29 protein-coding genes and 1 tRNA gene are annotated in these 23,879 nt (G+C 65.1%); 12 read left to right on the top strand and 18 right to left on the bottom strand.

What is annotated here, in order from left to right; genetic code table 11:
* The first annotated feature begins 53 nt into the window (after positions 1-53).
* A complete protein-coding gene (locus U4960_RS05265; protein WP_324262526.1) occupies positions 54-1,166 on the top strand; it encodes a zinc-binding dehydrogenase in 1,113 nt (370 codons plus the stop codon).
* A 3-nt stretch (positions 1,167-1,169) separates the two neighbouring features.
* Here U4960_RS05265 and U4960_RS05260 read toward each other — a convergent pair whose 3' ends face one another.
* Positions 1,170-2,156: an asparaginase gene (locus U4960_RS05260; RefSeq protein ID WP_324262525.1), complete on the bottom strand. Its 987-nt coding sequence runs from the start codon at positions 2,154-2,156 to the stop codon at positions 1,170-1,172.
* A gap of 93 nt (positions 2,157-2,249) precedes the next feature.
* Positions 2,250-2,873 carry a response regulator transcription factor gene (locus U4960_RS05255; RefSeq protein ID WP_324262524.1) on the bottom strand — a complete coding sequence of 208 codons (624 nt, stop codon included), beginning with the start codon at positions 2,871-2,873 and terminating at the stop codon, positions 2,250-2,252.
* A 214-nt stretch (positions 2,874-3,087) separates the two neighbouring features.
* On the opposite strand from U4960_RS05255, the gene U4960_RS05250 reads away from it, so the two are divergent.
* Positions 3,088-4,737 (top strand): hypothetical protein, encoded by a 1,650-nt coding sequence (locus U4960_RS05250; protein ID WP_324262523.1) that lies wholly within the window; start codon positions 3,088-3,090, stop codon positions 4,735-4,737.
* 117 nt (positions 4,738-4,854) lie between these two features.
* On the opposite strand, the gene U4960_RS05245 is transcribed toward U4960_RS05250, so the two are convergent.
* From U4960_RS05245 to U4960_RS05230, 4 genes are all read right to left on the bottom strand, one after another.
* Positions 4,855-5,904: a tyrosine-type recombinase/integrase gene (locus tag U4960_RS05245; protein ID WP_324262522.1), complete on the bottom strand. Its 1,050-nt coding sequence runs from the start codon at positions 5,902-5,904 to the stop codon at positions 4,855-4,857.
* Positions 5,901-6,161: a helix-turn-helix domain-containing protein gene (locus U4960_RS05240; RefSeq protein ID WP_324262521.1), complete on the bottom strand. Its 261-nt coding sequence runs from the start codon at positions 6,159-6,161 to the stop codon at positions 5,901-5,903. Before U4960_RS05240 ends, U4960_RS05245 begins: the two co-directional genes overlap by 4 nt.
* A gap of 132 nt (positions 6,162-6,293) precedes the next feature.
* Positions 6,294-6,488, bottom strand: coding sequence for a hypothetical protein (locus U4960_RS05235; protein ID WP_324262520.1), 195 nt, complete (start codon positions 6,486-6,488; stop codon positions 6,294-6,296).
* A gap of 1 nt (position 6,489) precedes the next feature.
* The gene (locus U4960_RS05230) at positions 6,490-7,131 is read right to left on the bottom strand and encodes a hypothetical protein (protein ID WP_324262519.1); all 642 of its coding nucleotides are present in this window, start codon (positions 7,129-7,131) and stop codon (positions 6,490-6,492) included.
* A 145-nt stretch (positions 7,132-7,276) separates the two neighbouring features.
* Here U4960_RS05230 and U4960_RS05225 point away from each other — a divergent pair.
* Positions 7,277-7,352, top strand: a tRNA-Val gene (locus tag U4960_RS05225).
* A gap of 148 nt (positions 7,353-7,500) precedes the next feature.
* A complete protein-coding gene (locus tag U4960_RS05220) occupies positions 7,501-8,343 on the top strand; it encodes a DUF3011 domain-containing protein (RefSeq protein WP_324262518.1) in 843 nt (280 codons plus the stop codon).
* 8 nt (positions 8,344-8,351) lie between these two features.
* Here the strand turns inward: U4960_RS05220 and U4960_RS05215 are convergent, their stop codons facing one another.
* Complete coding sequence (locus U4960_RS05215) at positions 8,352-8,924, bottom strand: TlpA family protein disulfide reductase (protein WP_324262517.1); 573 nt, start codon at positions 8,922-8,924, stop codon at positions 8,352-8,354.
* Positions 8,925-8,943: 19 nt separating this feature from the next.
* Between U4960_RS05215 and argH the strand changes: the two genes are divergently transcribed.
* Genes argH through U4960_RS05195 form a run of 4 tightly spaced genes read left to right on the top strand, consistent with a single transcriptional unit; the run spans position 8,944 to position 12,670 of the window.
* Positions 8,944-10,320, top strand: coding sequence for an argininosuccinate lyase (gene argH, locus U4960_RS05210; protein WP_324263062.1), 1,377 nt, complete (start codon positions 8,944-8,946; stop codon positions 10,318-10,320).
* Positions 10,317-10,556, top strand: a complete 240-nt coding sequence (locus U4960_RS05205; RefSeq protein ID WP_324262516.1) for a lipoprotein — start codon at positions 10,317-10,319, stop codon at positions 10,554-10,556. Before argH ends, U4960_RS05205 begins: the two co-directional genes overlap by 4 nt.
* Positions 10,557-10,560: 4 nt before the next feature.
* Positions 10,561-11,835 carry a diaminopimelate decarboxylase gene (gene lysA / locus U4960_RS05200; protein ID WP_324262515.1) on the top strand — a complete coding sequence of 425 codons (1,275 nt, stop codon included), beginning with the start codon at positions 10,561-10,563 and terminating at the stop codon, positions 11,833-11,835.
* A gap of 1 nt (position 11,836) precedes the next feature.
* Positions 11,837-12,670, top strand: a complete 834-nt coding sequence (locus tag U4960_RS05195; RefSeq protein ID WP_324262514.1) for a precorrin-2 dehydrogenase/sirohydrochlorin ferrochelatase family protein — start codon at positions 11,837-11,839, stop codon at positions 12,668-12,670.
* On the opposite strand, the gene U4960_RS05190 is transcribed toward U4960_RS05195, so the two are convergent.
* Positions 12,628-13,545, bottom strand: coding sequence for a winged helix DNA-binding protein (locus U4960_RS05190; RefSeq protein ID WP_324262513.1), 918 nt, complete (start codon positions 13,543-13,545; stop codon positions 12,628-12,630). The two genes, U4960_RS05195 and U4960_RS05190, sit on opposite strands and share 43 nt — an antisense overlap.
* A 200-nt stretch (positions 13,546-13,745) precedes the next feature.
* On the opposite strand from U4960_RS05190, the gene U4960_RS05185 reads away from it, so the two are divergent.
* Both U4960_RS05185 and U4960_RS05180 read left to right on the top strand, forming a co-directional pair.
* Complete coding sequence (locus U4960_RS05185) at positions 13,746-14,312, top strand: RNA polymerase sigma factor (RefSeq protein ID WP_324262512.1); 567 nt, start codon at positions 13,746-13,748, stop codon at positions 14,310-14,312.
* Entirely contained in the window at positions 14,309-14,686 is a 378-nt protein-coding gene (locus tag U4960_RS05180) for a DUF6768 family protein (RefSeq protein ID WP_324262511.1), read from the top strand. Before U4960_RS05185 ends, U4960_RS05180 begins: the two co-directional genes overlap by 4 nt.
* Positions 14,687-14,698: 12 nt before the next feature.
* On the opposite strand, the gene U4960_RS05175 is transcribed toward U4960_RS05180, so the two are convergent.
* The 9 genes from U4960_RS05175 to U4960_RS05135 all read right to left on the bottom strand — a co-directional run bounded on the left by U4960_RS05175 (position 14,699) and on the right by U4960_RS05135 (position 22,217).
* Positions 14,699-15,988, bottom strand: a complete 1,290-nt coding sequence (locus U4960_RS05175) for an adenylosuccinate synthase (RefSeq protein ID WP_324262510.1) — start codon at positions 15,986-15,988, stop codon at positions 14,699-14,701.
* A 140-nt stretch (positions 15,989-16,128) separates the two neighbouring features.
* Positions 16,129-17,259, bottom strand: a complete 1,131-nt coding sequence (locus tag U4960_RS05170; RefSeq protein WP_324262509.1) for an acyl-CoA dehydrogenase family protein — start codon at positions 17,257-17,259, stop codon at positions 16,129-16,131.
* 24 nt (positions 17,260-17,283) lie between these two features.
* The gene (locus U4960_RS05165) at positions 17,284-18,480 is read right to left on the bottom strand and encodes an acyl-CoA dehydrogenase family protein (RefSeq protein WP_324262508.1); all 1,197 of its coding nucleotides are present in this window, start codon (positions 18,478-18,480) and stop codon (positions 17,284-17,286) included.
* A gap of 110 nt (positions 18,481-18,590) precedes the next feature.
* Positions 18,591-19,235, bottom strand: coding sequence for a DUF1109 domain-containing protein (locus tag U4960_RS05160; RefSeq protein WP_324262507.1), 645 nt, complete (start codon positions 19,233-19,235; stop codon positions 18,591-18,593).
* 3 nt (positions 19,236-19,238) lie between these two features.
* A complete protein-coding gene (locus U4960_RS05155; protein WP_324262506.1) occupies positions 19,239-19,763 on the bottom strand; it encodes a sigma-70 family RNA polymerase sigma factor in 525 nt (174 codons plus the stop codon).
* Positions 19,760-20,218 (bottom strand): DoxX family protein, encoded by a 459-nt coding sequence (locus U4960_RS05150; RefSeq protein WP_324262505.1) that lies wholly within the window; start codon positions 20,216-20,218, stop codon positions 19,760-19,762. Before U4960_RS05150 ends, U4960_RS05155 begins: the two co-directional genes overlap by 4 nt.
* A gap of 32 nt (positions 20,219-20,250) precedes the next feature.
* A complete protein-coding gene (locus U4960_RS05145) occupies positions 20,251-20,994 on the bottom strand; it encodes an HvfC/BufC family peptide modification chaperone (RefSeq protein WP_324262504.1) in 744 nt (247 codons plus the stop codon).
* Positions 20,981-21,859, bottom strand: a complete 879-nt coding sequence (bufB, locus tag U4960_RS05140; protein ID WP_324262503.1) for an MNIO family bufferin maturase — start codon at positions 21,857-21,859, stop codon at positions 20,981-20,983. The genes U4960_RS05145 and bufB overlap by 14 nt, the downstream gene beginning before the upstream one ends.
* Before the next feature lie 61 nt (positions 21,860-21,920).
* Positions 21,921-22,217: a BufA1 family periplasmic bufferin-type metallophore gene (locus tag U4960_RS05135; protein ID WP_324262502.1), complete on the bottom strand. Its 297-nt coding sequence runs from the start codon at positions 22,215-22,217 to the stop codon at positions 21,921-21,923.
* Positions 22,218-22,418: 201 nt separating this feature from the next.
* Between U4960_RS05135 and U4960_RS05130 the strand changes: the two genes are divergently transcribed.
* Positions 22,419-22,997 (top strand): hemerythrin domain-containing protein, encoded by a 579-nt coding sequence (locus tag U4960_RS05130; protein ID WP_324262501.1) that lies wholly within the window; start codon positions 22,419-22,421, stop codon positions 22,995-22,997.
* Complete coding sequence (locus U4960_RS05125; protein ID WP_324262500.1) at positions 22,994-23,284, top strand: hypothetical protein; 291 nt, start codon at positions 22,994-22,996, stop codon at positions 23,282-23,284. The genes U4960_RS05130 and U4960_RS05125 overlap by 4 nt, the downstream gene beginning before the upstream one ends.
* A gap of 175 nt (positions 23,285-23,459) precedes the next feature.
* Here U4960_RS05125 and U4960_RS05120 read toward each other — a convergent pair whose 3' ends face one another.
* Positions 23,460-23,750: a hypothetical protein gene (locus tag U4960_RS05120; RefSeq protein WP_324262499.1), complete on the bottom strand. Its 291-nt coding sequence runs from the start codon at positions 23,748-23,750 to the stop codon at positions 23,460-23,462.
* Between the last annotated feature and the right edge of the window lie 129 nt (positions 23,751-23,879).

Below are 23,879 nucleotides of genomic sequence, written 5' to 3'. Positions count from 1 at the left end.
CCAACCCGGCATTGCCAGCGTAGCGATGCGCTGACGATTCAAGGGAGACGACAATGACGCAGACCGGCAAGCAGATCTTCACCACGCTCGACGCGGGCGGTACCCTGACGGTCGAGGTTGGCGAAGCGCCTGTCCCCACCCCCGGCCCCAGCCAGGTTCTCGTGAAGATGGAGGCCGCGCCGATCAACCCGAGCGACCTTGCCCTGCTGTTCTCCGCCGCTGATCTCGAAAACGCCGAATATTCGCCCGGCAAGATCGTGGCGCAGATGCCCGAGCCGTTCCTGACCGGGCAGAAGGGCCGCCACGGCCAGCGCCTGCCGGTTGGCAACGAGGGCGCGGGCACGGTTATCGCAGCAGGCGAATCCGACATGGCCCAGGCGCTGGTCGGCCAGCGGGTCGCCTGCGTGCCGGGCAATGCCTTCGGCCAGTATTGCGTGGCTGAAGCGATGATGTGCCTGCCGATCGGCGAACTTTCCAGTGCCGAGGGGGCGAGCGCCTTCGTCAACCCGATGACCGCACTGGGCTTCGTCGAAACCGCGAAGATGGAAGGACACGAGGCGATCATCCACCTCGCCGCTGCTTCCAACCTTGGCCAGATGCTCAACCGCATCTGCCTTGAAGACGGCATGAAGCTGGTCAACATCGTCCGCAAGGCCGAGCAGGTAGAGCTGCTGAAAGCCCAGGGCGCCGAACACGTGGTCAATTCGTCCGACCCCGATTTCATGAAGCAGCTGCGCAGCGCAGTGGATGCTACGGGCGCCTTCCTCGGCTTCGACCCGATCGGCGGCGGCACCAACACCGACGCCTGCCTAAAAGCGATGGAGCAGGTCGCCTCCAGCCGGATGAGCGAATACAGCCGCTACGGCTCCAATCAGGACAAGAAGATGTACATGTATGGCCGGCTCGACCTCGGGCCGACCATCCTGACGCCGAGCTACGGCCTGCAATGGACGGTGTCGGGCTGGCTGCTCACGCCGTTCCTGCAGAAGGCGGGCATGGAAACCGTGGTGCGGATGCGCCAACGGGTTCAGGCCGGCCTCACCACCACTTTTGCCAGCCATTACAAGGCGCACGTAAGCCTGGAGCAGATGCTGGAGAAGGACGCCGCGCTCGATTACCGCGCCATGCGCACCGGTGAGAAGTACCTCGTCACCCCCTGGGGATAAGGCCTAACGCCGGTCGAACGCAGCCTGCATCGCGGCGGGGCCAGTCACCCCGCCCGCGATCAGCAGTTGCAGCAGGATGCGGGCCTTCTGCGGGTTGAAGCTGCGGGCGGCGACAAATCCCCGCGCATCGTCGTCAACCTCGACATTGCGGTCGACATAGCCTTCGTCGACCCGGCTGGCGCGGACTACCGGCACGCCATCACGCGAGGCGCTCTGAAGCGCGTCGAGCACAGGCGCGGACGCGTTGCCCTGCCCGAGCCCGGCGAGCACCAGCCCTACTGCTCCGATCGCCAGCGCGCTGGCCACCGGCTGGGCGTCCATGTCGGCATGGGCATAGAGGATCTCGACCCGCGGGAGCGCCTCGGGCCAGGTGAAGCGCGCCTGTTCGCCCGCTTTGGCCGCTGGTGCGAACCAGTCCAGCGAAGCCGGGCTGACCAGTCCCAGCGGTCCGCGCGGAAACCCCTTGAAGGCATCGATATTGCTGGTCGCCGCCTTGCGTACGTCGCTGGCGGCGAACACGGCATCGCCCATCACCACCATGACCCCGCGCCCGTGCGCGCCCGTGTCCCCCGCCACCCGCACGGCATTGGCGAAATTGCGCATCCCGTCGCTGCCCACCGCATCGGCCGGGCGCATTGCCCCCACCAGCACCACCGGCTTGCCTGCCGGCAGAGTGAGGTCGAGCAGCCAGGCGGTCTCCTCGGCCGTATCGGTGCCATGGGTCACGATCACGCCTGCCACCGCAGGATCGGCAATGGCACGTGTAATGGCGGCGTAGAGTGCCTGCCATTCGCCCCATCCGATATCCTGCGAGCCGACTGCGGCGATTTCCTCACCGGAAAGGTCGGCCACCAGCCCGAGTTCGCGGGCAGCGGAGACCAGCTCGTCTATCCCGAGCTGCCCCGCCCGATACCCGCGCCCGAGCGCAGAACCGGCGCTGCCGGCAATCGTGCCGCCGGTGGCGAGGATCATGATGCGCGGCTGGGTCATATCCGGGCTCTAGCCGCGACCGGCAACGGGCTGCAATTGTTATGAGGGTTTCAGAAGCGGAAGGGATTGCCGGAAGCCTCCCCGCTTCTGTGCTCAGGTTGTCATCAGCGACCTTTCGACCGTAAGCCTGACTGCCTCGGCGCTGGTCCTTGCTCCCAGCTTGCTCAGCAGGTTCGCCCGGTGGACCTCTACCGTCCGGGTGCTGAGCTTGAGCAAGGTGGCAATCTGGCGGCTGGTGTGCCCGTTGGCGACGAGCGCCAGGATCTCGTGCTCTCTTGGCGTCAGGCCCTCCATGGCCCGCTCTGCCTGATAGACGCGCCACTTGATCCGGGAAATGAAGGATCCCCCGAAGTCATCTGTCTCGACAATGGAGAGGATCTGCGACGCGCACTCCGGGGTGAATATGTATCCCACCGCCCCTTGCTTGATCCGGCTGGCAATATCCTCAGGTGCCGGTTCGTCGGCGTAGAGAATGACCCGAGGCCAGATATGCGCGCGATCCGCCATTGCAACCAGCCTGCTGAACGCCCCCCGCACATCGCGCATCAGGATCAGGCGCCGGCCCAGCCACGATGCGGGCATCTCGCCCACCTCGTCGAAGGGCTCCACCGAATGACCTTCGGCCACCAGCATGGCGCTGACTACCATCCGGACCTGGGGGTCTGGCTCGATCAGTGCAAAGGCATGTCGGGCCTTGTTTTCCTTGAATTCCGGCATGTGCGACCCGCTTTCGTTGGCCACAAAATGTGGCCGGACGAAAGTATGGGGAACTCCGGAACGGCATCAGTGTTTCTCGGTATATGTAACGTTTCGCGGGCTCCACTATGATCATTACCGCGTCGTTAAGGTGAAAATGTCGGAACAAACGCAATCAAGCTGCCGTACTCAGGTAACGATCGCAAGAAAAACAGAGAGTTAGTCTTTGAGTAACGTGTCAAGTCACGCCAGCGCGTCGGCTGAGCAATTGCTCGCCGAGCGTGACGCAGTCCTGGCGGAAATGCCCTTCCGCCAGTCGCCGACGCTTGTTCGGTTGCTCAGGTACCTGGTTGATCGCGCCATTGTCGATCCTTCCGGCAAGGTAACGCAGTATGACATTGCGGTCGAAGCGATGGGCAAGGCCCATGCCTTCGACTTCGGCAACGAAAGCTACGCCCGTGTCATGGTGTCCCGCCTGCGCAAGGCACTGGCGCAGCACTACGCGGCGAACACGCCGGTTGACGGACTTTGTCTCCATGTTCCCAAGGGCATCTACTCGATCGCCCTCGCCGCGCCGGAAGAGGCATACCCCGAACTGGCCGGAGGAAAGGCCTCCACGCCCCGCCGGGATAGCGCCCCTGCAGGCGATGCGCAGACGGAGAAGAGTGAGGCTGCCCGCGCGCGCTTCCGGGCACCGGGCACGCTGGTTGCCATGGCGATTATCGCCCTCCTCGCCATTGTCGTTGCCGCGGGCATCGCTGCCGCACTGTCAGGATGGCGGCAGCAAGCGGACGCAGGGCTGACCATGAGTCCCCTGGTCGAGGTGGTGGTGGATGACGAGGCGTCCAGCGCGGAAGCGGCGGCAAGCCGACCCGTGGCAGAACTGGCCCGGACGATGGTCACATCGTCGCTGGTGGGAAGGCTGGCGAGGGATGAGCCGGGCGATTACGTGCTCGCCGTTGCAACGGCTGGCACAGGAAATGAAACCGCGGTGAGCATTGTCCTGGAGGACCGTGCCGGCAACCTCATATCATCTGCAGAATACCCGATCGATCCTGACGACCCCGCCATCCCGGATCAGGCGCGAGCCTTCCTGATCGATATTTTCCGCCCGTCCGGCATCCTGACCGACGCGGTTCTGGGGCGGATCGACCGGGAAAAGCCGCGATCTGCGTACGAATGCTATATCGCGTTCGACCTGAACCGGGTGGTGACGGTGGACAGTGACGCTGTCGACGAATGTGTGGCCCGGTTCGGCGATGACCGTATCCACTTGCCCAATATCATCGCCCGCAACGCCTTTTCCCTTTATGTCCAGGACCTGCGGGCCGGTGGAGAAGTGCGTTCCGAAGGAAAGGCATGGGCCGAAGTCCAGCGAGCGCAAAGGCACGGCGATTCCAGCCTCTACACCAGCGTGCTTCTCACCCGGATCGACTTTGCGGAGGGCCGGTGCGACCGCGGGCTGCACCGCATGAATCGGCTGAACAAGCGGATCGAGGTTTTCCCGTCGCTTCAGGCAATGATGCTCACCGACGGCATTCCCTGCATGACCGATCCGGCAGAGCGGGAAAGAGCCCGGCAGGAGATTCAGAAACTGGTCAGCTACAACATCGATGCAGCGCCAATCCTGCGGGCTTATCTGGTGCTCGCCTCTCTCGAAGCGGGCGATGTCGAAACCGCGCGTGCCACGCTTCGCGAACACCGGACCGGCACTAACCTCGACCGGTCGCTTGACACATTCTACCGGACGCTGGGCCAGGCGCTGTCCGGCGGTCCTTACGATCCCGAGCAGCTACGCAGGGTGGTGCAGGTCTTTGTCTGGAATGATGCTGCCCGGGCCACCATTATCCGCACGGTGGCGGCTGACGCGCAGCAAGTTTCTTGACCGGTCACGGCAGCGCGCTAAAGGGCCGGTAGTCACACCTGTTGGGGCGGTTAGCTCAGTTGGTAGAGCATCTCGTTTACACCGCGATCCGCTATCCTCAATAACTGCTTGCATCGCTTAGCCTTTCGCCCTGCCGCGCTTGGCAGGTGCGGGAATAGTGCGGGAATTGCCTGCATCCAGCGCCGCCCGAACATCATCGTCCAGGACGTGCGCGTAACGCATCGTGGTCTTCAAATTGGTGTGGCGCAGGGCCTTCGCGGTCGCTGCCAGATTGCCGGTCGCGCGCAAGATACGGGTGGCGGCGGTGTGGCGCAGATCGTGGAACCGGAAGCCCTCGATGCCTTCCCTCGCCTCATTGAACCGGGCGCGCAAGGCGGTAGCGGTCAGCGGGTAGCGCATCCCCTCCCGGCGCTTGCCCCGGCTCTTGCGGCAGACATAGGTGAACACGAACGGCCCGACCTTCGGCTGATTGGCTATCAGGGCCACCAGCGCAGCATTGAGTGGGCGGACGACTGTATTGCCGCCCTTGATCTTCGTGCGCGCCTCGCCTTGCTGCAAGTTCAGGTCCGACCATCGCAGCCCGACCACTTCGGCCCGACGCCAGCCTGATACCAGGGCGAACATCACGGCGTCATAGGCATCCGGCGCGATCCGGTCGAATAGCCGGTCCTGTTCCTCGGCTGACAATTCGCGGGGCGGCGCGGTCGGGACTGACAGGCGCAGGGCCTTCCAATCGGGCATTTCGCCGGTTTCGTAGCGAGCCTTCTTTGCCCGGTGCCAGATCGCCCGTGCATTCTCCATTTCGCGGTTCACGCTGGCGTTGGACCGCCCCGCCCTGCGCTTGGCGAAATAGCGTTCAAGTTCGCGCTGACTGATCTCCGACAGCAGGCGCTTGGCCCCGATCCCCTTCACCAGCGCGGCGGTCATGTATTCGATAGTGGGCCAGCTCGGCAATTCGCCCGCGTGTTCGGCGTAGAGGCCGCAGGCTTCGTCCAGCGTGATCGTCTGGCGCTCGTTGGCGGGATTGGCAGCCGCGTGGCGCATCCGGCGCTCATAGGATTCAGCTTCGCGCTTGCCGGGGCATCCGGTCGAGCCGCAAAACCGCTTGCCCTTGAAGCGGAAATCATAGTGCCAGTTGGGCGAGTGGGCGGGCTTGTAGACTGTCACGCCCTACGCTCCGTGAACGGGACGATATTGCCCGCCCGATTGCCCGCGTTGGTGCGCGGCGTCGGTTTCCTGCATGGCTTGGCATCCTGACGGGAGGCCTCGATGAAGCCCCTCAGGTCTTCCATGGTGTATCGAACCGACTTGCCAATCAAGACATAGGTGAGGCGTCCGTCCTGCCGAGCCTTACGCAGCGAGCGGACACAGACTTGCAGCGCCTTTGCTGCCTGGGGTTCGGTCAAGAGGACTTGCGCGCTCATCTCGCCTCTCGCATCGGCAATGTGCGGCGGCGGGTCACGCTGCGCGGGTCATGCCGGTTTCCATGATTTCTATTGGATGAACTCGCCAAAAGGTGTCGCCTAAATCGACTTCGGCCTGCGTGGGGGTCACGCTCATTGCGGTTCTCCTGCGCGGCGGGTGGCGAAGGCAGCGCCAGCCCGATAGGCTTCCTCGATTGCGTCCAGCATGGCGGACAAGATAGCCCGCCGCGTTCCATCCATCGAATAGTTATGCAGGCCGCTACCAGACGCGCGAAGCACCTTGTCAGCGTGTTTGGTCGCAGCGCCCGCGATGTCGTAGTCATCCATGTCACTTCCTTCCGTATTCAGGTTGAACCGAGCGCGCCATTTTCAGCAACAGCTCGCGAAATGCTGGCGGGGTGCCTATCCTGGGGGCGCTGTCAGTCCCGCCACCCTTGAACGCCAGTTCTCCGGCGCGCTTGCAATAGGCCAGCCCGTGCTTTTCAATCGCCTCGGGCGGGAATTTCGGATCGCTCTTGCCCCATTGCAGTTCCGGCAGATCGCACCCGACCGCATACAGCAGCGTAGGCTTGCGGGCGTAGTGACCATACCGGCCTTGCTCGACACAACAGGTCCAACCGCCTTCAAAGTCTGCCGCTATCCAGCCACCAGACCGGGGCGGCACGTTCAAGCCGAAATGCGGCCATGCGTGACTTCCCCAAGGATGCTCCAGGACACCGCCCCACTTCCGCACAGATGCGAGCGCAGCGGCAAAGCATCCCGCGTCGTCACCCTTCACCTTGCGCTGGCCGGTCCGCTTGATCCACAGCGGTTGACCGGCCCACAGCTTGCCCCACCGCTGGCAAGGCGGGTGCACGACCACTGGCCACGGGCCTGCATACTGGCGAGCGTCACGCGCTTCATCCCAGGGGTCTACATCGGCCAAGCCGTAATAGCTGCCGCCGGTTTGGACATAGAGCGCCGCGATCATCACACCCCTCCCGCGTGGGCAGATGGGTTCGGGACTATTACGGGACACTGTGCGCCGCGATATTCCGAATGGTGCCGCTTCGTTCCGGTTTCGTGCCGGTTGACGGAACGCGCAAACCCGCAGTAATGGCGGATTCCCGGCGTTGGGGCGGTTAGCTCAGTTGGTAGAGCATCTCGTTTACACCGAGAGGGTCAGCGGTTCGAGCCCGTTACCGCCCACCAGTGCCGAACGGCAAGACGTGTGAACGCCTCTGGACATACGCGAAATCTACGTAGATATTCGTAGCTTGGCAGCCGCTCGGTGCTTTCCCGTGCGCTGTTCAGGCAGGCGGGGACATGCCGCCTCGCGCACGGTCAGGGGGGTATGGCGATGGGTGGACGTAACGCGATTTACATGGGTGCAGCCGGGGCGCTGCTGGTGTCCCAGGTCGTCTCGCCGGTGGCACTGGCGCGGGAGCCTGCACCGCTGGCCGCCGCAGCCTTGCAATCGGCCAATCTGGCCCAGCAAAGCAATCGCGGGTTCGGCGGCTCCGGTAGCTCGCAAGGGGGCAATTTCGGCGGATCGGGTGGCAGCTGGCAGTATGGCGGCTACAAGGGCCAGATCGACTGCGCGGCGGCCGGCAGGCAGGAGCGGCGCTGCCGGGTGAGCACCGGAAACCGCGTCACCCTGATCAAGCGCCACAGCGGACAGTGCAAGCTGAACCGCGACTGGGGCTTCAACAGCCGCAACGTGTGGGTCCGCAACGATTGCCGGGCCACCTTCGCCTATGGCTACGGCAATTTCCGGCCCGGCGACTATGGCCATCATGACGAGGACAAGGGCCCCAACGCCGGTCTCGTGATCGGTGGCGCGGTGATCGCGGCCGGCCTGATCGCACTGCTGGCGAGCAAGAAGAAGAAAGACGATAACTACACGCACGACGACAATTACCGGCCCGGCAGGCCAGCAGCAATTCAGGCTGATCTCAACCTGATCCCCGCCAACGCGCGCCAGCCCATGCAGCGGTGCCTGAACGAAGCTGCCAAACAGGTCGGCGCGGTCGGCGGCACAGTGCTGCGGCTCGACAGTCTCGACCGGCTGGACGAGGCAGGCAGCAGCAGCTGGCGCTTCGATGCACGGACCACCATCAGTTACGACGGGGCAGAAAGCCAGGCCCCCATGCGCTGTCGGGCCACTTCGCGCCGGGTGCTGGAACTCGATTTCATCAACTGAGCGGCAGCTCAGCGGGGGGCGCTCGCTTCGGCGATCGCCTCCCGTGCAGCGGCGCTGGACCAATCGTATTCGCCGACCACGCGCCAGACCTCCAGTCCGCTCGCGTCATAGAGGACCGTTGTCGGCAGCACGTCGCTTTCGACCCTGAAGCCAAGCTCGCTGTTCGGGTCGAGCCACGGCTCCAGCCGCTCGAAGCTGCGCTGGGCGAAGAACGGCACCACCTTGTCCGCCCCGCCCAGATCCTGACTGACGGTGACCACTCGCAGCGCGCCGTCCAGTTCCACGGCCAGTTCGTCCAGCATCGGCATTTCGACCACGCAGGGCGCGCACCAGGTCGCCCACAGGTTCACCAGCACCGGCTGCCCCTGCAATGCGCCGAGGTTAAGCTCCCGCCCCTGCGGATCGCGCAGGGTGACGGCCGGCATCAGCGCGCCGGCGTTGGCCCGGTCGATCTGGCCGGGCAAGAAGGTCTTGCCCCCCGCCAACGCGGGCTCGCCTTGCGCAGTGTCCGCCGCTTGCCTATCGCAGCCCCCACCGGCGAGGGCCAGGGCAAGGACAACGATGAGCGACCAGCGGGACATGGATACAGGCTCCAACAGGATGTGGGGCGGCAGGTTCGCCGAAGGCCCTAGCGCGATCATGCGCGAAATCAACGCCTCGATCCCGTTCGACAAGGCGCTGTGGCGGCAGGATATCGCCGGATCGAAGGCCCATGTCGCGATGCTCGCCGCTCAGAAGATCGTCAGCATCGACGATGCCGATATCATCATCGACGGGCTCGACCGGATCGCTGCCGAATACGAGCGCGACGGGGTGCCGGAAGACTGGAGCCTCGAAGACATCCACATGACAGTCGAGAGCCGGCTTGCCGAACTGGTCGGCGCGGCGGCAGGCAGGCTCCACACTGCGCGCAGCCGCAACGACCAGGTGGCAACCGATTTCCGCCTGTGGGTGCGCGACGCCATGGACCAGGCCGATGCCGGGCTGGCGGAACTCCAGCGCGCCCTCGTCACCCGCGCGGGCGAGCACGCCGAGAGCATCATGCCCGGCTACACCCACTTGCAGACCGCACAGCCGGTCACGCTGGGCCACCACCTGATGGCCTATTACGAAATGGCGCGGCGGGATCGCAGCCGCTTTGCCGATGCCAGGGCGCGGCTCAACCAGTGCCCCCTCGGCAGCGCGGCCCTCGCCGGGACCGGCTTCCCGATCGACCGCGATGCAACCGCCGCCGCGCTCGGGTTTGACCAGCCGACCGCCAACAGCCTGGATTCGGTCAGCGACCGCGACTTCGCGCTCGATTACCTGATGGCGGCGGCACAGTGCTCGCTGCACCTGAGCCGCCTGGCCGAGGAAATGATCCTCTGGGCCAGCCAGCCGTTCGGCTTCATCCGCCTGCCCGATGCGCTCAGCACTGGCAGCAGCATCATGCCGCAGAAGAAGAACCCCGATGCGGCTGAACTGGTGCGCGGGCATTCCGGGCGGATCATCGGCTGCCTCACCAGCCTGATGATCACCATGAAAGGCCTGCCGCTGGCCTATTCGAAGGACATGCAGGACGACAAGCCGCCGGTGTTCGAAGCGGCCAGCCTGCTCGCTCTGTCGATTGCCGCGATGACGGGGATGGTGGCAGACAGCACGTTCCACACCGCGCGGATGCGGCAGGCGGCGGAGCTGGGCTATGCCACCGCCACTGACCTCGCTGACTGGCTGGTGCGGCAGGCCGACATCCCCTTTCGCGAAGCGCACCATATCACGGGCGCGGCGGTCAGGCTGGCGGAAAGCCGGGGCATTGCGCTCGACGCGCTGTCGCTGGCTGACCTGCAGGCCATCGACTCGCGGATCGACGAGCGGGTGTTTGCGGCCCTCTCGGTCGAGGCGTCGGTGGCAGCCCGGGCCAGCCATGGCGGAACAGCGCCGGTGCGGGTAAGGGAACAGGTCGCTGCCGCCCGCATTGCACTGGGAATGGAGACATGATGCGTATCGCGCTCGCCTTTGCTGCTGCCCTTGCCCTGACTGCCTGCGGCCAGCGTGCCGATCTCAAACCGCTGGCGGGCGAGCAGTTGCCCCCGCCGCCGCTCGGCGCATCGGAACCCAAGTCGCCGGAAGAATTGCTGACACCCCCGACCCAGGCCGCGCCTGAGCGCAGCGTCGAACTGCGCCGCCGCTCGGAAGAACGGGCCGACGATCCCTTCGATCTCCCGCCCGAGTAGAACCATGGACCATTTCAGCCTGATCGATGGCGTGATGCACGCCGAAGGTGTGCCCCTGCCCCGGATTGCGGCAGAGGTCGGCACGCCGGTCTATGTCTATTCCCGCGCCACGCTTGAACGGCACGGGCAGGTGTTCCGCGAGGCGCTGGCGCCCTTGGGCACCAACGGACAGGAGCCGCTGATCGCCTTCGCGGTCAAGTCCAACCCCAATCTGGCCGTGCTCAGGGTGCTGCAGCGCCAGGGTTTTGGCGCGGATGTGGTTTCGGGCGGCGAGCTGATGCGGGCGCTGGCAGCCGGGATGGCACCGGAAAAAATCGTCTTTTCCGGCGTGGGCAAGACCGACGCCGAGCTGGCGCTGGGTCTCGACCAGGGGATTGGCCAGTTCAATATCGAATCGCGCGAGGAAGGGCGGGAACTCGCCGCCCTCGCCGCTGCGCGGGGCCAGAGCGCCCCGGCCTGCCTGCGGGTCAACCCCGATGTCGACGCGAAGACCCATGCCAAGATCTCCACCGGCAAGGCGGAGAACAAGTTCGGCGTGCCGCTGATGCGCGCGCGCGAAACCTTCGCCGAGCTCGCTGCCCTTCCCGGTCTGAACCTGCGCGGCGTGGCGATCCACATCGGCAGCCAGCTGGCCGACCTTGAACCGCTCGAGACCGCCTTTGCCAAGGTCGGCGCGCTGGTGGCAGACCTGCGGGCAGTGGGGCACACCATCACCCATGTCGATCTGGGCGGCGGGCTCGGCGTGCCTTACCGGCGCGGCGAAGTGCTCCCCTCTCCGGCCGAATACGGGGCGATGGTCGCCCGCGCGACCAAGGGGTGGGACGTGCAGCTGACCTTTGAACCAGGCCGGGTGATCGCGGGCAATGCCGGGGTGCTGCTGACGCGGGTGATCCGGGTCAAGCGCGGAGGCAACGGCCCGCCGTTCGTGATCGTGGATGCGGCAATGAACGATCTCGCCCGCCCGGCGCTCTATGGCGCCTGGCACGATTTCGAGGCAGTGATGCCAAGGGGTGAGCGGATGACCGCCAATATCGTCGGCCCGATCTGCGAAACCGGTGACACCTTTGCCACGGATCGCGATTGCGATGCGCTGGTGTCGGGCGATCTGGCAGTGTTCCGCACCGCCGGGGCCTATGGCGCGACCATGGCCAGTTCCTACAATTCGCGCGGTTTCGTGGCCGAGGTGCTGGTTGACGGTGACCGGTTTGCCGTGGTCGCCGACCGGCTCGATGCCGCCGCAATCATGGATGCCGAGCGCGTGCCGGAATGGCTTGCCTGAGATGAGCGGGCCTTCGACCGGCGGCATTGGCAGCCTGCCCCTGTTCCACCGGGTGCGCGGGGTGCATGTGGTGGTGGTGGGCGAAGGCCAGATGGGCGATGCCAAGCGCCGCCTGGTCGAGCGGGCTGGCGGCATCCCGTGCAGCGAAGCGGAGGCACATATGGCGCGCCTCGTTTTCGTGGCGCTGGACGACGAGCGCGAGGCAGAAGCGGTCGCCCTGCGGCTCAAGCGGCGCGGGCTGCTGGTCAATGTCGCTGACCAGCCCGAGCTGTGCGATTTCACCCTGCCTAGCATTCTCGACCGGGAACCGGTGCTGGTCGCGGTTTCGACGTCTGGCGCGAGCGCGGGGCTGGCCAAGCAATTGCGGCTGCGGCTGGAACGCCTGCTCCCCCAGTCGCTGGGGCCGCTGGCTCAGGCTCTGTCGGACGCCCGCGACGCCATGCGCGCGCGCTGGCCGGACGGGGCCGAGCGTCGCCGCGCGATTGATGCAGCCTTGCAGGAAGGCGCCATGCTCGATCCGTTCAACCCGGGTTCGGTGGCTAAGCTCGACGCGTGGCTGGCCGAAGCAGCGTCCCCAGCAGAACCCGCCCGCCATGTCTTCACCCTGGCCAGCAATGACCCGGAAGACCTCACCCTGCGGCAGGCCAGGTTGCTGGGCGAAGCCGACACGATCCTGCACGATCCGCAGATCGGCCCCGCCATCCTGGCCCGCGCGCGGGCCGATGCGGCGCGCTACAAGCTGCCATTCAGTGGTGCGGCAGAGGGGCTGGTGGTCGAACTGCGCCTTGCCGGTCAGACCAGCCCGGCCGCATCCCTGCCCAGTTCGGCAAAATAGCGAGCCATTGCGTCGGCGGCCTTGTCCGTCAGGGCAATAAAGGCGCGGCGACGATCGACCTCATCCTGCTGGCGCTCCAGCAGGCCGGCATCGACCATCTGGCTGATCCAGCGCAGCGCCGTCGTCGGCGGCACGGCACTGGCGATGCAGAGCGATGTTACCGAAACCCGCGTGTGCTCTGCCCTGGCAGCTGTAAGGTCGAGCAGCATGTCCCACGCCGGATCGGCAAACAGCTCGCCATCGAAATACTTGGCGCGCAACTGGCGCTGCTGGATAATCCGCCGGACCAGCCGGGGATCGGGCAAAGGCGGCCTGGGGCGGTTCAGCAAGGTGCGTTCGGCATCGGCATCGCTGCGGAAAGCCTGACCGGGCGATTCAAACCGGAATGCGCCGCCACCTGCCCCTAATCCCTGCTGCCCCAGCCGTTCCAGCCGCTCGGCGATCTCGGCTACCTGCTCCGTCAGGCGCAAGAGCGACAGGCGGTCGTCATCCGAAATATCGCGCAGCCGGGCGCCGGAACTGCGCGCCATCATCCAGCCGAGCGCAACCACGCGCTCCCCCCTTGACGGATCGACGAGGATTTCGGCCCGCGACTGGTCGAGGCAGGCGAATACTGCGTCAAGCGCACCCGGCGTTGTGGCGACCACCATTTCGGATCCGGCCCGGGCCGCCCGCATGTCAAGGCTGGCCAGCGCGGCGAGGGCCGCAGGCTCGTCACCCGGGCAATCGACCACCACCATATCGCCGAGCGTTGGCTCCAGATCGCCGTCAGCCGCAGTCTGTTCTTCGGACAAGGGGCCGAAATGCGCGAGCGCCAGCCCCGCCATGTCGGCATCTTCACACCAGTCAGTGCGCAGTTGATCGCTATCGGACATGATGGTGACGGAAAGGGGCAAGGGCTGGACATCCTGAGTCGGCGCATATGCGAAATCGGACGGAACCATAATCGGTATTCCTACGTAGTCCTTTAGTATATGCGTAAAACAAAATAGGAACAAGGCACTAAAATCGAAAGAATTGGTTACACTGAACGCAAGAATGAACCTCCCAAGGCCCGGGACGGACTATCCATGCAATGACACAGCAAACCGTCAGCCTGCCGCCCGCGGCCCTGCCAGGTGCAGATGCCCACTTTGACGGACTGCTCGTCACACTTCTGCTGTCTGGCGACCGTCGCGCCGGAAGCAGGCTTTACGCCCGCTGGCACCCGCGCCTGCTCCGCACCGCGCGGCGTCATACCGGCAGCAGCGAACTGGCGGCGAGCGCAGTGCAGGATTGCTGGCTGGCCATCTGGCGCGGGCTGCCCGGTCTGCGCGATCCCGGTCATTTCGCACCCTGGGCGTTCGGCATCCTGCGTCGCCGCTGCGCCGACCAGGTCACCGCCCTTGCACGCGAACGGAGCCGATGCAGCGAAACCGGCGGACAATCCGCCGAGGCCGCTCCGGATGACCGCATCGCCATCATCCAGGCCTTTGCCACATTGAGCCCGGTCCACCGGCTCGCTGCCCACCTGTTTTTCGTCGAGGGGCTCTCCCTTGCCGAGATCGCCCTTGTGCAGGAGGTGCCGGAAGGCACCGTCAAATCGCGCCTGTTCCACGCCCGCCGCCAGCTGAAAGCGGCTCTGTCAGGAGACAACCAATGACCGATATCGACAACCGCATCCGCGGTGCGCTTGACGAGGATGACCGCGCCTTCCTTGCCTCGCTCGACCATGATCGCGGGATGGTTGCTCAGATGAGCGACGTGCTGGCGGGGCCGCTGGGTGGCTGGTCGAAGCTGATCTTCGCCAGTGCCGTCGTGCTCGGCATCGCGCTGGTGTTCTGCGGTTGGCGCTTCTTCACCGCCGAGACGAGCGAGGAAATCCTGTGGTGGGGCCTCGTCACCCTGGGCGCCCTGATGATGCAGGGCTTCATCAAGGAGTGGTTCTACAGCCGGATGAACCTGCTCGCGACCTTGCGCGAGCTCAAACGGATCCAGCTGCAGCTCGCCCTCCTGGAAGAGGCGCGCCGCCCCTGACCGGCAGGCGACCTAATCGACGAACGGATCGCGCACCAGGATGGTGTCGTCCCGCTCGGGGCTGGTCGAGACGAGGGCAACCGGTGTTTCGATCAGCTCCTGCACCCGCTGGATGTACTTGATCGCGTTGGCGGGCAGGTCGGCCCAGCTGCGCGCACCGGCAGTGGTGCCGCTCCACCCTTCCATGTCCTCGTAGATCGGCTCGACATTGGCCTGGTCGGCGGCATGGCTGGGGAAATAGTCGAGGATCTTGCCACCCAGACGATAGCCGGTGCAGATCCGCACTGTCTCGAACCCGTCGAGCACGTCGAGCTTGGTCAGCGCGATCCCGGTCACGCCGCTGATCGCGCAGGACTGGCGCACCAGCACCGCATCGAACCAGCCGCAGCGGCGCTTGCGCCCGGTCACCGTGCCGAACTCATGGCCCCGTTCGCCCAGCCGCTGGCCGGTGTCATCCTCCAGCTCGGTCGGGAACGGGCCGCTGCCGACCCGGGTGGTGTATGCCTTGACGATTCCGAGCACGAACCCGGTGCTGGCCGGGCCGAGGCCCGATCCGCTCGCCGCCGTGCCGCTCACCGTGTTGGAGCTGGTGACGAAGGGATAGGTGCCGTGGTCGACATCGAGCAGCACCCCTTGGGCGCCCTCGAACAGGATGCGGGCGCCCGCCTTGCGCACCTTCTTCAGCCGCTTCCACACCGGCTGGGCATATTGCAGCACGAACGGCGCGATCTCGGCCAGTTCAGCAATGAGAGCGGCGCGGTCAAACGGCGGCTGGCCGAACCCGGCGCGCAGCGCATCGTGGTGCGCGCAGAGCCGGTCAAGCTGGCTGTCGAGCGCGTCAAGGTGGGCCAGATCGCACACCCGGATCGCCCGGCGGCCGACCTTGTCTTCGTAAGCCGGGCCGATCCCGCGCCCGGTGGTGCCGATCTTGCCTGCACCAGCCGCCGTTTCGCGCAGACCGTCAAGGTCGCGGTGAATCGGCAGGATCAGCGGGCAATTGTCGGCAATGGCGAAGTTCTCGGTGGTGATCGACACCCCCTGCCCTTCGAGCTTTTCGATCTCGGACTTGAGATGCCACGGATCGAGCACCACGCCGTTGCCGATGATGCTGAGCGTGCCCGTCACGATCCCGCTGGGCAGCAGGCTCAGCTTGTAGGTGGTGTCGCCCACCACCAGCGTATGGCCCGCATTGTGGCCGCCCTGGAAACGGACCACGGCATCGGCGCGGCTGGCCAGCCAGTCGACAATCTTGCCCTTGCCCTCATCGCCCCACTGGGCGCCGATTACGGTAACGTTGGCCATGCGAACTCTTTCCTGCCGGAGACAAACCGCGCGGCACTAGGCGCTGGGGTGCCCGAGGGCAAGCACCCAGCCCCCGGTATCGGGGGACGCGCGGGGTTGTTACCCTCCCCGCGCGCCTCGTCTGCCAGGCGTCCGTGCGGCTATGCCAGCGCGACGTGGCGCTTCATGTGGTGGTCGACATTGCCAAATTCGGCATCGAAAATCGTCAACCGCTTGAAATAGTGGCCGATGGCATACTCGTCGGTCACGCCGTTGCCGCCGTGGATCTGCACAGCTTCCTGTCCGATAAGCCGCGCCGACTGCCCCACGCCGACCTTGGCCGCCGAGACCGTGCGCTTGCGCTCGGTTTCGTCCGAGCCCAGCCGCAGTGTGGCAAGATAGGTCAGTGACACCGCCTGCTCGTAAGCGGTGTACATATCGACCATGCGGTGCTGGAGCACCTGGAAGCTGCCGATCGGCACCCCGAACTGCTTGCGCTGGCGCGAATATTCCACCGTCATGGCGTGGGCGACCTTCATCGCCCCGCAGGCCTCGGCGCACAGGGCGGCGATCGCTTCGTCCGTCACCAGTTCGATCAGCGCCAGCCCCTCGCCCTCGGCACCGATCAGCGCCTCGGCCGGGACGGAGACGTTCTCGAAATAGACTTCCGACGCACGGCGACCATCGACGGTTTCATAGTCGCGCGTCACGATGCCCGGCGAGCTCTTGTCCACCACGAACACCGAGACGCCGCTGCGATCCCGCCGCTCGCCGCCGGTGCGCGCGGTCACGATCAGGTGGCTGGCCCACGGCGCGCCGATCACGACTGCCTTGTGGCCATTGAGCACCCAGCCCGAACCGTCCTTCTTCGCGGTGGTTTCCAGATCGGCATAGTCGAACCGCCCGCGCGGCTCGGCATAGGCGAAGGCGAACACGCGGCTGCCCGCCACGATCCCGCCGATGTGCTCTTCCTTCTGCGCCGCACTGCCGCCATGCTTGAGGAAGCCGCCCGCGCAGACCACGGTGGGCACGAAAGGTTCGACCACCAGGCCCTTGCCGAATTCCTGCATGATGACCATCGCATCGACCGCGCCGCCACCGAAGCCGCCGTCAGCCTCGCTGAAGGGCATGCCGAGGATGCCGAGCTCCGCCAGCTGCGCCCATACCTCGGGCCGCCAGCCTTCGGAGCTGGCAATCGCCTTGCGCCGCGTTTCCCAGTCGTACTGCTCGCGCACCAGCCGTGAGAGGCCGTCGCGCACCATTTCCTGTTCTTCGGTGAAGTTGAAGTCCACGTAGTCTCTCCCGTCTCAGGCTCTTCAGAGGCCGAGGATCATCTTGGTGATGATGTTGCGCTGGATCTCGTTCGATCCGCCGTAGATCGAGGTCTTGCGCATGTTGAAATAGGTTGCCGCGGCGTGCTGCGCGTGAGCGGGGCCGACGGCATATTCGTTGGAGCCGGTATCGTTGGCGATAGAACCGTAATAGGGCGCGCCATAGGTTCCGACCGCCTCCAGCGTCAGTTCGGTGAGGCGCTGCTGGATTTCGGTGCCCTTGATCTTGAGGATCGAGCTTTCCGGCCCCGGCCCCTTGCCCGCCTGCTCGCCCGCCAGCGTGCGCAGTTCGGTGATTTCGAGCGCGGCGAGGTCGATTTCGAGCTGGCTGACCTTGCGGGCAAAGTCGAAGTCCCTGATCAGGGGCGCGCCGTCCATCGTCTCGTTGGCGGCGATTTCACGCAGCTTTTCAACCCCGCGCTTCGACCGGGCGACGCCGGCAATTCCGCTGCGTTCATGGGCAAGCAGGAACTTGGCATAGGTCCAGCCCTTGTTCTCCTGACCCACCAGGTTTTCGACCGGCACGCGCACATCGGTCAGCCAGGTCTCGTTGACCTCGTAACCGCCATCGAGCAGCTTGATCGGCTTCACTTCCACGCCCGGCGTCTTCATGTCGACCAGGATGAAGCTGATGCCCTCCTGCGCCTTTGCGGTGGGGTCGGTGCGGCACAGGAAGAAGCCCCAGTCTGCATGCTGGGCGAGCGTGGTCCAGGTCTTCTGGCCATTGATCACATAGTGATCGCCATCGCGAACGGCAGTGGTCTTGAGGCTGGCAAGGTCGGAACCGGCACCGGGTTCGGAATAGCCCTGGCACCACCACACATCGCCGCTGCGGATGCCGGGAAGGTGCTTCGCCTTCTGCTCCTCGTTACCGAAGGTGTAGATGACGGGGCCGACCATCGCCACGCCGAAGGGCAGCGGCATGAAGGCGTTGATGCGGGCGTTTTCTTCCGACCAGATGTAGCGCTGAGTCGGCGTCCAGCCGGTGCCGCCGTATTCGACCGGCCAGGCCGGAACCGACCAGCCCTTTTCGCCCAGGACCTTGTGCCAGGCGACCATGTCTTCGGGCGACATGTCCTCGCGCATTCCGAAATCAGCCAGATGTTTCGGATAATTCTCCGCGATGAACGCGCGCACTTCGTCGCGGAACGCCTGCTCTTCCGGGGTGAATTCGAGGTTCATGGCCATGGCTCTCCTGGATCGGTCTTTCGCTGGCCCGCCTCATGTCACGAGTGAGGCCGGACTGAAAGACCGAATCTGGTGCGGGCCGGGTGCAATTTCGGTCCGTTCGTTTACCAGCGTACCAGCCGGGGAACCAGGGCCCTGCCCGCCGTAGCGGCAACCACCACAACGGCGCTGTGCCACAGACCGATATGGACGATGTCATCATATCGGCAGTGCAGCGAAAAGGCGAAAATTCCGAAGCAGCCGGCCGCAATGCCGGTGAGCAGGCCGGCCCGTTCGGGCGAGGTGGGCGCACCCTTGCGCAGCCACCAGACCAGCACGGCGAAGACCAGCACGCTATAGCTGGAGCCGAGCGCGAGACATTCGGCCCCGTAGAGCAGCTCATCATGCCCCAGGACGCTCCCGCCGCGTCCGAAGGTGACCAGCGTCGCCGCAACCGGCAGCAGGGCGACCATCGCTGCGGCCCAGGCCCAGCCGCCGTGATCGCTGCCGACGCGCGGCCGGCTCATCACGATAACCGTAACCGAGGCTGCAATACCCAGCACCAGGAAAAGCCCGCTCGCCAGCAGGAAAACCGGCTCGAAGCGGCCGGACAGCAGGTCCGGGCGCAGATCGAACATTGCGGCCACTCCCAGCACCGATACCGCGGCCGCTGCCAGCGCAAGGGCAAAGCCCCGGCGGAAGCTGAGCGGCTTGACCGGTTCCAGGCTGCCGACCAACTCTGCGATCAGGGTGTTGCTATCACGAGGCATTGTTCAGGCTTTCTCGATCAGGTGGGCCAGCTTCTTCAGGCCCCGGTGTATGTTGACTTTGACCAGCGATTCGCTTTGCCCGCTCGCTTGCGAGGCTTCGGCAACGCTCAGTCCTTCGATCTTGACCAATTCGATCGCCCGAGCCTGGGCATCGGGCAGGAGGCCGAGCAGCCAGTCAAGGCTGATGCGTGCCGCGATGGCAGGCTCATCATCCTGTCCGGCGAATTCGCCATCGAGCTCGCATTCGTCAGCGCGGTAGATCCGGCGCAGGTGATCGACCCAGCGATAGCGCGCGATGGCCGCCAGCCAGGGCAGGAACGGGCGCGAGGAATCCCAGGTGGCCAGCTTGTGATGGAGGGCCATCAAGGTGTCCTGCACCAGATCGTCCAGCTGCGATGGTGCGATCCGCCTGCTGTAATAGGCACGCAGCCAGCGCTGGCATTCGGTCAGCAAGGTCGCATAGGCTTGCTTGTTGCCGCCTTGCGACATTGCCATCAGGCGGGCCAGCGAGGCCTCGTCAGCTTTCATTTCGCACGCGCTCTTGCCAGCGGCGCGTCAAGGCTGATTGCCCCCGCACCCCGCACCAGCAGCACGAGCGCCATTGCCACCCACAGCGAATGCACCTGCCACCAGGCATCGGGATAGACGAACAACTGGATCACCATCGTCATCGCGAGCAGTGCCAGGGCCGACAGCCGCGTCAACAGGCCCAGCACCAGCAGGATCGGAAACAGGTGTTCCGACACTGTGGCCAGGACGGCTGCAAGGTCACTCGGCAGTGGCACCCCGGCGTATTCCTCACGGAACAGGAAATAGGTCGTGTCACTGATGGACAGCCAGGCTCCCTCGTCAACCTTGGTGCGGGCCGAGCGCCAGAATATCCCGGCAAACACGATCCGGGTAAACAGCAGCACGAGGCTCTCGACCTTGTTGTTGTCGATCATGCCCACCACGCGGTCATAGGTCGTCAGGATTGCTTTCACGGTCTTTTCCCTGTTTGCAGCCACACTGGGCGTCAGGTGCGGGTCAGCGCCCCAGCATCGAGCAAGGCGACCAGCGCCTGCTTTGAGGCTTCAGCCACTTCGCCATGGTCAGCACGGTGTTCGCCGGCCAGAGCAAGAAGGTTACCAATGGTGTTCGGCCTGTCTGCAGCGTGCAGCATTGCGGCCATCACGTCCGTCGCGGGCGAGATCAGCACGTCTGCGAACGGGCGGGCAATCAGGATCGCGGCCGCTTCCTCAGCCCCCGCCACTTCCTTGCCAATCATAATATTCACCGAGGGATCGAACCGCGACGCGCTGGCTGCGGGATGGCGTTGGACCACGACCTCCAGCAGCACTTCCGGTGCGATGCCCGCCAGCGCGGCCAGGTCCAGCGGCATGGCATTGGCAGCATGATAGGCGGCGAGCCAGAGCCACTCGAACCGCGCGAGGTCCGATGGGCCCGGCCCTTCGCCCTGCGCGGCCAGAAACCGATCAAAGCCCAGTCCAATGTCGGACATGGCGAGAGCAGTCACACCGGGCTGCTTGAGGAATAACCGGGATTGCGCGTTGAACCGCTCATGCCCGATCAACTCGCGGGTGCGCGGAAAGGTATCTTCCAGTGCCACCAGTCGGGCGTGGGAGATAGTGTTGGCATGGACTTTCATGCCCGCAAGCACCCGTTCTGGCGAACCGGCGAACAGGCCTTGCGGAAGGTGCGCGGGGCCATGGTCCAGCGCCGCCATCATCGCAGCCTGCCCGCGCTCAAGCCAGCTCACGGGCCTGCTTCCCGAAGGTTTCCGGCACCGGACGTTCGGGCTGCAAAATCCCATCGGCCTTGGCCGCTTCAGCCAGCAGCACTTCGAACGTGGGCACGTCTGTGTCCCATTCGATCAGCACCGGACGCGGCCCGGCGCGGTGGATGAAGCGGGCAAACAGATGCCATGCTTCGTCGCTTACTGCGGAGCCATGATCGTCGATCAGGATCGGACCGCCAGCATGATCCTCGCGCGCATGGCCGGCCAGATGCACCTCGCCCACCCATGCCGGATCGATGGCATCGACCATCGCCTCGGCGTCGAGGCCGAGGTTGCTGGCGGACACTTCGATATTGTTGAGGTCGAGCAGTATGCCGCAGCCGCTGCGCGCGCACAGTGCATGGAGAAACTCGGCTTCGCTCATCTCGTCCCCGGCAAAGGCAAGATAGCGCGAAGGGTTCTCGATCAGCAGGGGACGCATCAGCCGCTCCTGCACCCGGCCGACCTGCACCACGAAATGATCAAGCACCTCGCGGGTGTAGGGCACCGGCAAAAGGTCCGGATAACGATTGCTGGCGCTGCCGCTCCAGCTCAGATGGTCCGACACCAAGACGGGTGCATAGCGATCACACAGGGTGGCGAGTTGGTCCAGCTCAGCCGTGTTCACCCCGTCCCGGCTGCCGAGAGACAGTCCGACGGAGTGGAAGCTGAGGGGCGCGGCATCGGCAAAGGCGGCAAGCCAGCGGTGGGGCGGCCCGCCAGCCCCGAAATAGTTCTGCGGATGAACCTCGAACCAGCCGGGCGGACCGGCAGGGGGGTGGATGCTGGCTGACACGGCTTCAAGCGCCTGCACATAATGCGCAGGTTTGAGGCCAACTCCGGCCACGGGGGGTAACGGCCGCGAGGCGTTCATGTCAGCCAGCATCCGGGGGTGCGACCCGAGGACCTCAGCCCTTCTGGGGAACCGGCTTGGCATTGCCGGCCTTGGCGGTCAGCGAGCCGCCCATCTTGGCGCATGCACCCTTATCGACATACTTCCAGGCATTGCCCTGGTAGTCGACAGTGGAAGTTCCGGCGCAACTTGTGCCCGGCCCGGCCGCGCAATCGTTCTTGCCTTTGAGCGAGACGCCGTAGCACTTTTCCTTGGCACCCGAACCCTGCGCAACGGCAGGCGAGGAAGCGAGCAGCGAGGCTGCGGCGAGCGATGCCAGCGAAGCGGCAGCGATTCCGAGAGTCGATTTCATGGTCAGTCCTTCTCAAGTCCAGCGTAGGCCTGATCGGCTCACACGGTCCTATTCGGGCTTTGGCGGCCGATGGTTACATCCGGCTTTCGCTGAGTGCCTGACGTTGCGGGCCTGACGGATGAGCTTCCTAACCCAGGTCATTGATCCGCCAGGGCATGCCCTGTCTTCTGAACAGGCAAGAAACCATCAGGAGTGAATGTCATGTCTTTTCTCGACCGTATTGCCGCCGCAGTGACGCCTGCGGCCTCCGACGAACAGCGGGCCGAGGCACGCCGGAATGTCGAGCGCCTTGCCGCCGGCGAGCCCTGGCTCCGGGCGGTGGTTGATCAGCACAAGCAGATCGAGGCCGCGTTCAACGAAGCACGCCAGGCGTCCGGCCCCGGCGCGGTGCGCGCCGTGGAGCAGCTGTCGACCCTCCTCACCGGCCACGCCACCGCCGAAGAGGCAGTCCTCTATCCTGACGTCGCCGAGTTCAGCGGCAAGACGCACGCCGGCATGGCGTACGAGGAACACGCCATGACCAAGATCCAGCTGGCCAAGCTCAAGCAGCTTGATCCCGGCAGCGAGGAATGGCGCGAGAAGCTCGAACATATCGAAGGCGCGGTGCAGCAGCACGTCTACCAGGAGGAAAGCGAGTGGCTGCCGGATCTGGTCGACAACCTGCCGCGGGAGCGGAAGGCCTTCCTGACGCAGCAGTACGAGCAGGAATATTCCCGCTACATGGGCGATGGCGAAACCACCATGCGGATGGAGCCCGCAGCAGGCGGATATCGCGTGTGACGTCGGGTAAGCCCACTCAGGCGGTGCCCCGAAACTCGGCCCGCAAGGGTGCGCCCGACGGGGTGAACAATCAGGGAAGAGACGGGGCGACCGGCGGCAGCGATGCCGCCGCGCCTTATCCCAATCCCCACACTGGCAAGAGCAAAGACGAGCAGGCCAACGTTGGCGGCGGCTTTCTCGATCACGGCGGGCAATCGCAGCCGGGCTATCACGGCGCGGGTCGTCTGGGAAAACGCAATACCGCCCGGGCCGGAAACGCCAATGGCGGGAGCGGCGACAACAACTAGATCGCCGGAGCAGGTTCAGGATCGGGCCGGCTGTGCATAAGCGCAGCCGGCTTTTTGTTCGGAGGGGGTGGTTCAAAAAAGCTGCCCAGCGGCACCGCGTGCCGCTGGGCAGAACACGGATCAGCCAAGGGAGAGAGAGGATTGGCCGCCCCGCGCGTGCGGCGTGATCAACGGGTCATTGTTGGGGCTGCCGGCCTTGCGGTGGGCCAACTATCCACAGGTCCCCGCTCCGGTTGCAGCAGGTGATCGAAGCCAGCTCCTTGCCATCGCAAGCGATATGGGCGCGGCGTCCAAGACGTTCGCGGCGGACAAAGTTGAGAGCGGAAGAAGGGCTGACGCTCTCGTATTCGAGGTATTTTCCCACGCCGAAGCCATCGTCGCTGAATGTGATCCGGAACGTGCTCATGTCGATCCTCCTGGGGCTGCCGCCACCCTGATCGTCATTGATGCCGGGCGTGTCGGACATCACGCTTTCCTCCAGTGCGCTGTATTAAACTGAATCAGTTCAAGGGCCGGATTGCGACACGACGCACAAGCCACACGACACGTCACCGCGGGCCGAACATGCATCAACCTCAGAACCGGATCTCCCGGT

It is taken from the genome of Altererythrobacter sp. H2 (genome assembly GCF_035319885.1).
Taxonomy (GTDB): Bacteria; Pseudomonadota; Alphaproteobacteria; order Sphingomonadales; family Sphingomonadaceae; genus 34-65-8.
This window is presented reverse-complemented; position numbering and strand designations above follow the sequence as displayed.

What these genes read in the sequence shown, in the direction of transcription:
- U4960_RS05120 (WP_324262499.1), bottom strand. Translation starts at nt 23,750, where the DNA reads ATGTCCGACACGCCCGGCATCAATGACGATCAGGGTGGCGGCAGCCCC.
- U4960_RS05160 (WP_324262507.1), bottom strand. Translation starts at nt 19,235, where the DNA reads ATGCCTCGTGATAGCAACACCCTGATCGCAGAGTTGGTCGGCAGCCTG.
- U4960_RS05240 (WP_324262521.1), bottom strand. Translation starts at nt 6,161, where the DNA reads ATGAGCGCGCAAGTCCTCTTGACCGAACCCCAGGCAGCAAAGGCGCTG.
- lysA (WP_324262515.1), top strand. Translation starts at nt 10,561, where the DNA reads ATGGACCATTTCAGCCTGATCGATGGCGTGATGCACGCCGAAGGTGTG.
- U4960_RS05220 (WP_324262518.1), top strand. Translation starts at nt 7,501, where the DNA reads ATGGGTGGACGTAACGCGATTTACATGGGTGCAGCCGGGGCGCTGCTG.
- U4960_RS05180 (WP_324262511.1), top strand. Translation starts at nt 14,309, where the DNA reads ATGACCGATATCGACAACCGCATCCGCGGTGCGCTTGACGAGGATGAC.
- U4960_RS05190 (WP_324262513.1), bottom strand. Translation starts at nt 13,545, where the DNA reads ATGTCCGATAGCGATCAACTGCGCACTGACTGGTGTGAAGATGCCGAC.
- U4960_RS05165 (WP_324262508.1), bottom strand. Translation starts at nt 18,480, where the DNA reads ATGAACCTCGAATTCACCCCGGAAGAGCAGGCGTTCCGCGACGAAGTG.
- U4960_RS05215 (WP_324262517.1), bottom strand. Translation starts at nt 8,924, where the DNA reads ATGTCCCGCTGGTCGCTCATCGTTGTCCTTGCCCTGGCCCTCGCCGGT.
- U4960_RS05260 (WP_324262525.1), bottom strand. Translation starts at nt 2,156, where the DNA reads ATGACCCAGCCGCGCATCATGATCCTCGCCACCGGCGGCACGATTGCC.
- U4960_RS05230 (WP_324262519.1), bottom strand. Translation starts at nt 7,131, where the DNA reads ATGATCGCGGCGCTCTATGTCCAAACCGGCGGCAGCTATTACGGCTTG.
- U4960_RS05235 (WP_324262520.1), bottom strand. Translation starts at nt 6,488, where the DNA reads ATGGATGACTACGACATCGCGGGCGCTGCGACCAAACACGCTGACAAG.
- U4960_RS05185 (WP_324262512.1), top strand. Translation starts at nt 13,746, where the DNA reads ATGACACAGCAAACCGTCAGCCTGCCGCCCGCGGCCCTGCCAGGTGCA.
- U4960_RS05175 (WP_324262510.1), bottom strand. Translation starts at nt 15,988, where the DNA reads ATGGCCAACGTTACCGTAATCGGCGCCCAGTGGGGCGATGAGGGCAAG.
- U4960_RS05205 (WP_324262516.1), top strand. Translation starts at nt 10,317, where the DNA reads ATGATGCGTATCGCGCTCGCCTTTGCTGCTGCCCTTGCCCTGACTGCC.
- U4960_RS05130 (WP_324262501.1), top strand. Translation starts at nt 22,419, where the DNA reads ATGTCTTTTCTCGACCGTATTGCCGCCGCAGTGACGCCTGCGGCCTCC.
- U4960_RS05155 (WP_324262506.1), bottom strand. Translation starts at nt 19,763, where the DNA reads ATGAAAGCTGACGAGGCCTCGCTGGCCCGCCTGATGGCAATGTCGCAA.
- U4960_RS05195 (WP_324262514.1), top strand. Translation starts at nt 11,837, where the DNA reads ATGAGCGGGCCTTCGACCGGCGGCATTGGCAGCCTGCCCCTGTTCCAC.
- U4960_RS05255 (WP_324262524.1), bottom strand. Translation starts at nt 2,873, where the DNA reads ATGCCGGAATTCAAGGAAAACAAGGCCCGACATGCCTTTGCACTGATC.
- U4960_RS05135 (WP_324262502.1), bottom strand. Translation starts at nt 22,217, where the DNA reads ATGAAATCGACTCTCGGAATCGCTGCCGCTTCGCTGGCATCGCTCGCC.
- U4960_RS05265 (WP_324262526.1), top strand. Translation starts at nt 54, where the DNA reads ATGACGCAGACCGGCAAGCAGATCTTCACCACGCTCGACGCGGGCGGT.
- argH (WP_324263062.1), top strand. Translation starts at nt 8,944, where the DNA reads ATGTGGGGCGGCAGGTTCGCCGAAGGCCCTAGCGCGATCATGCGCGAA.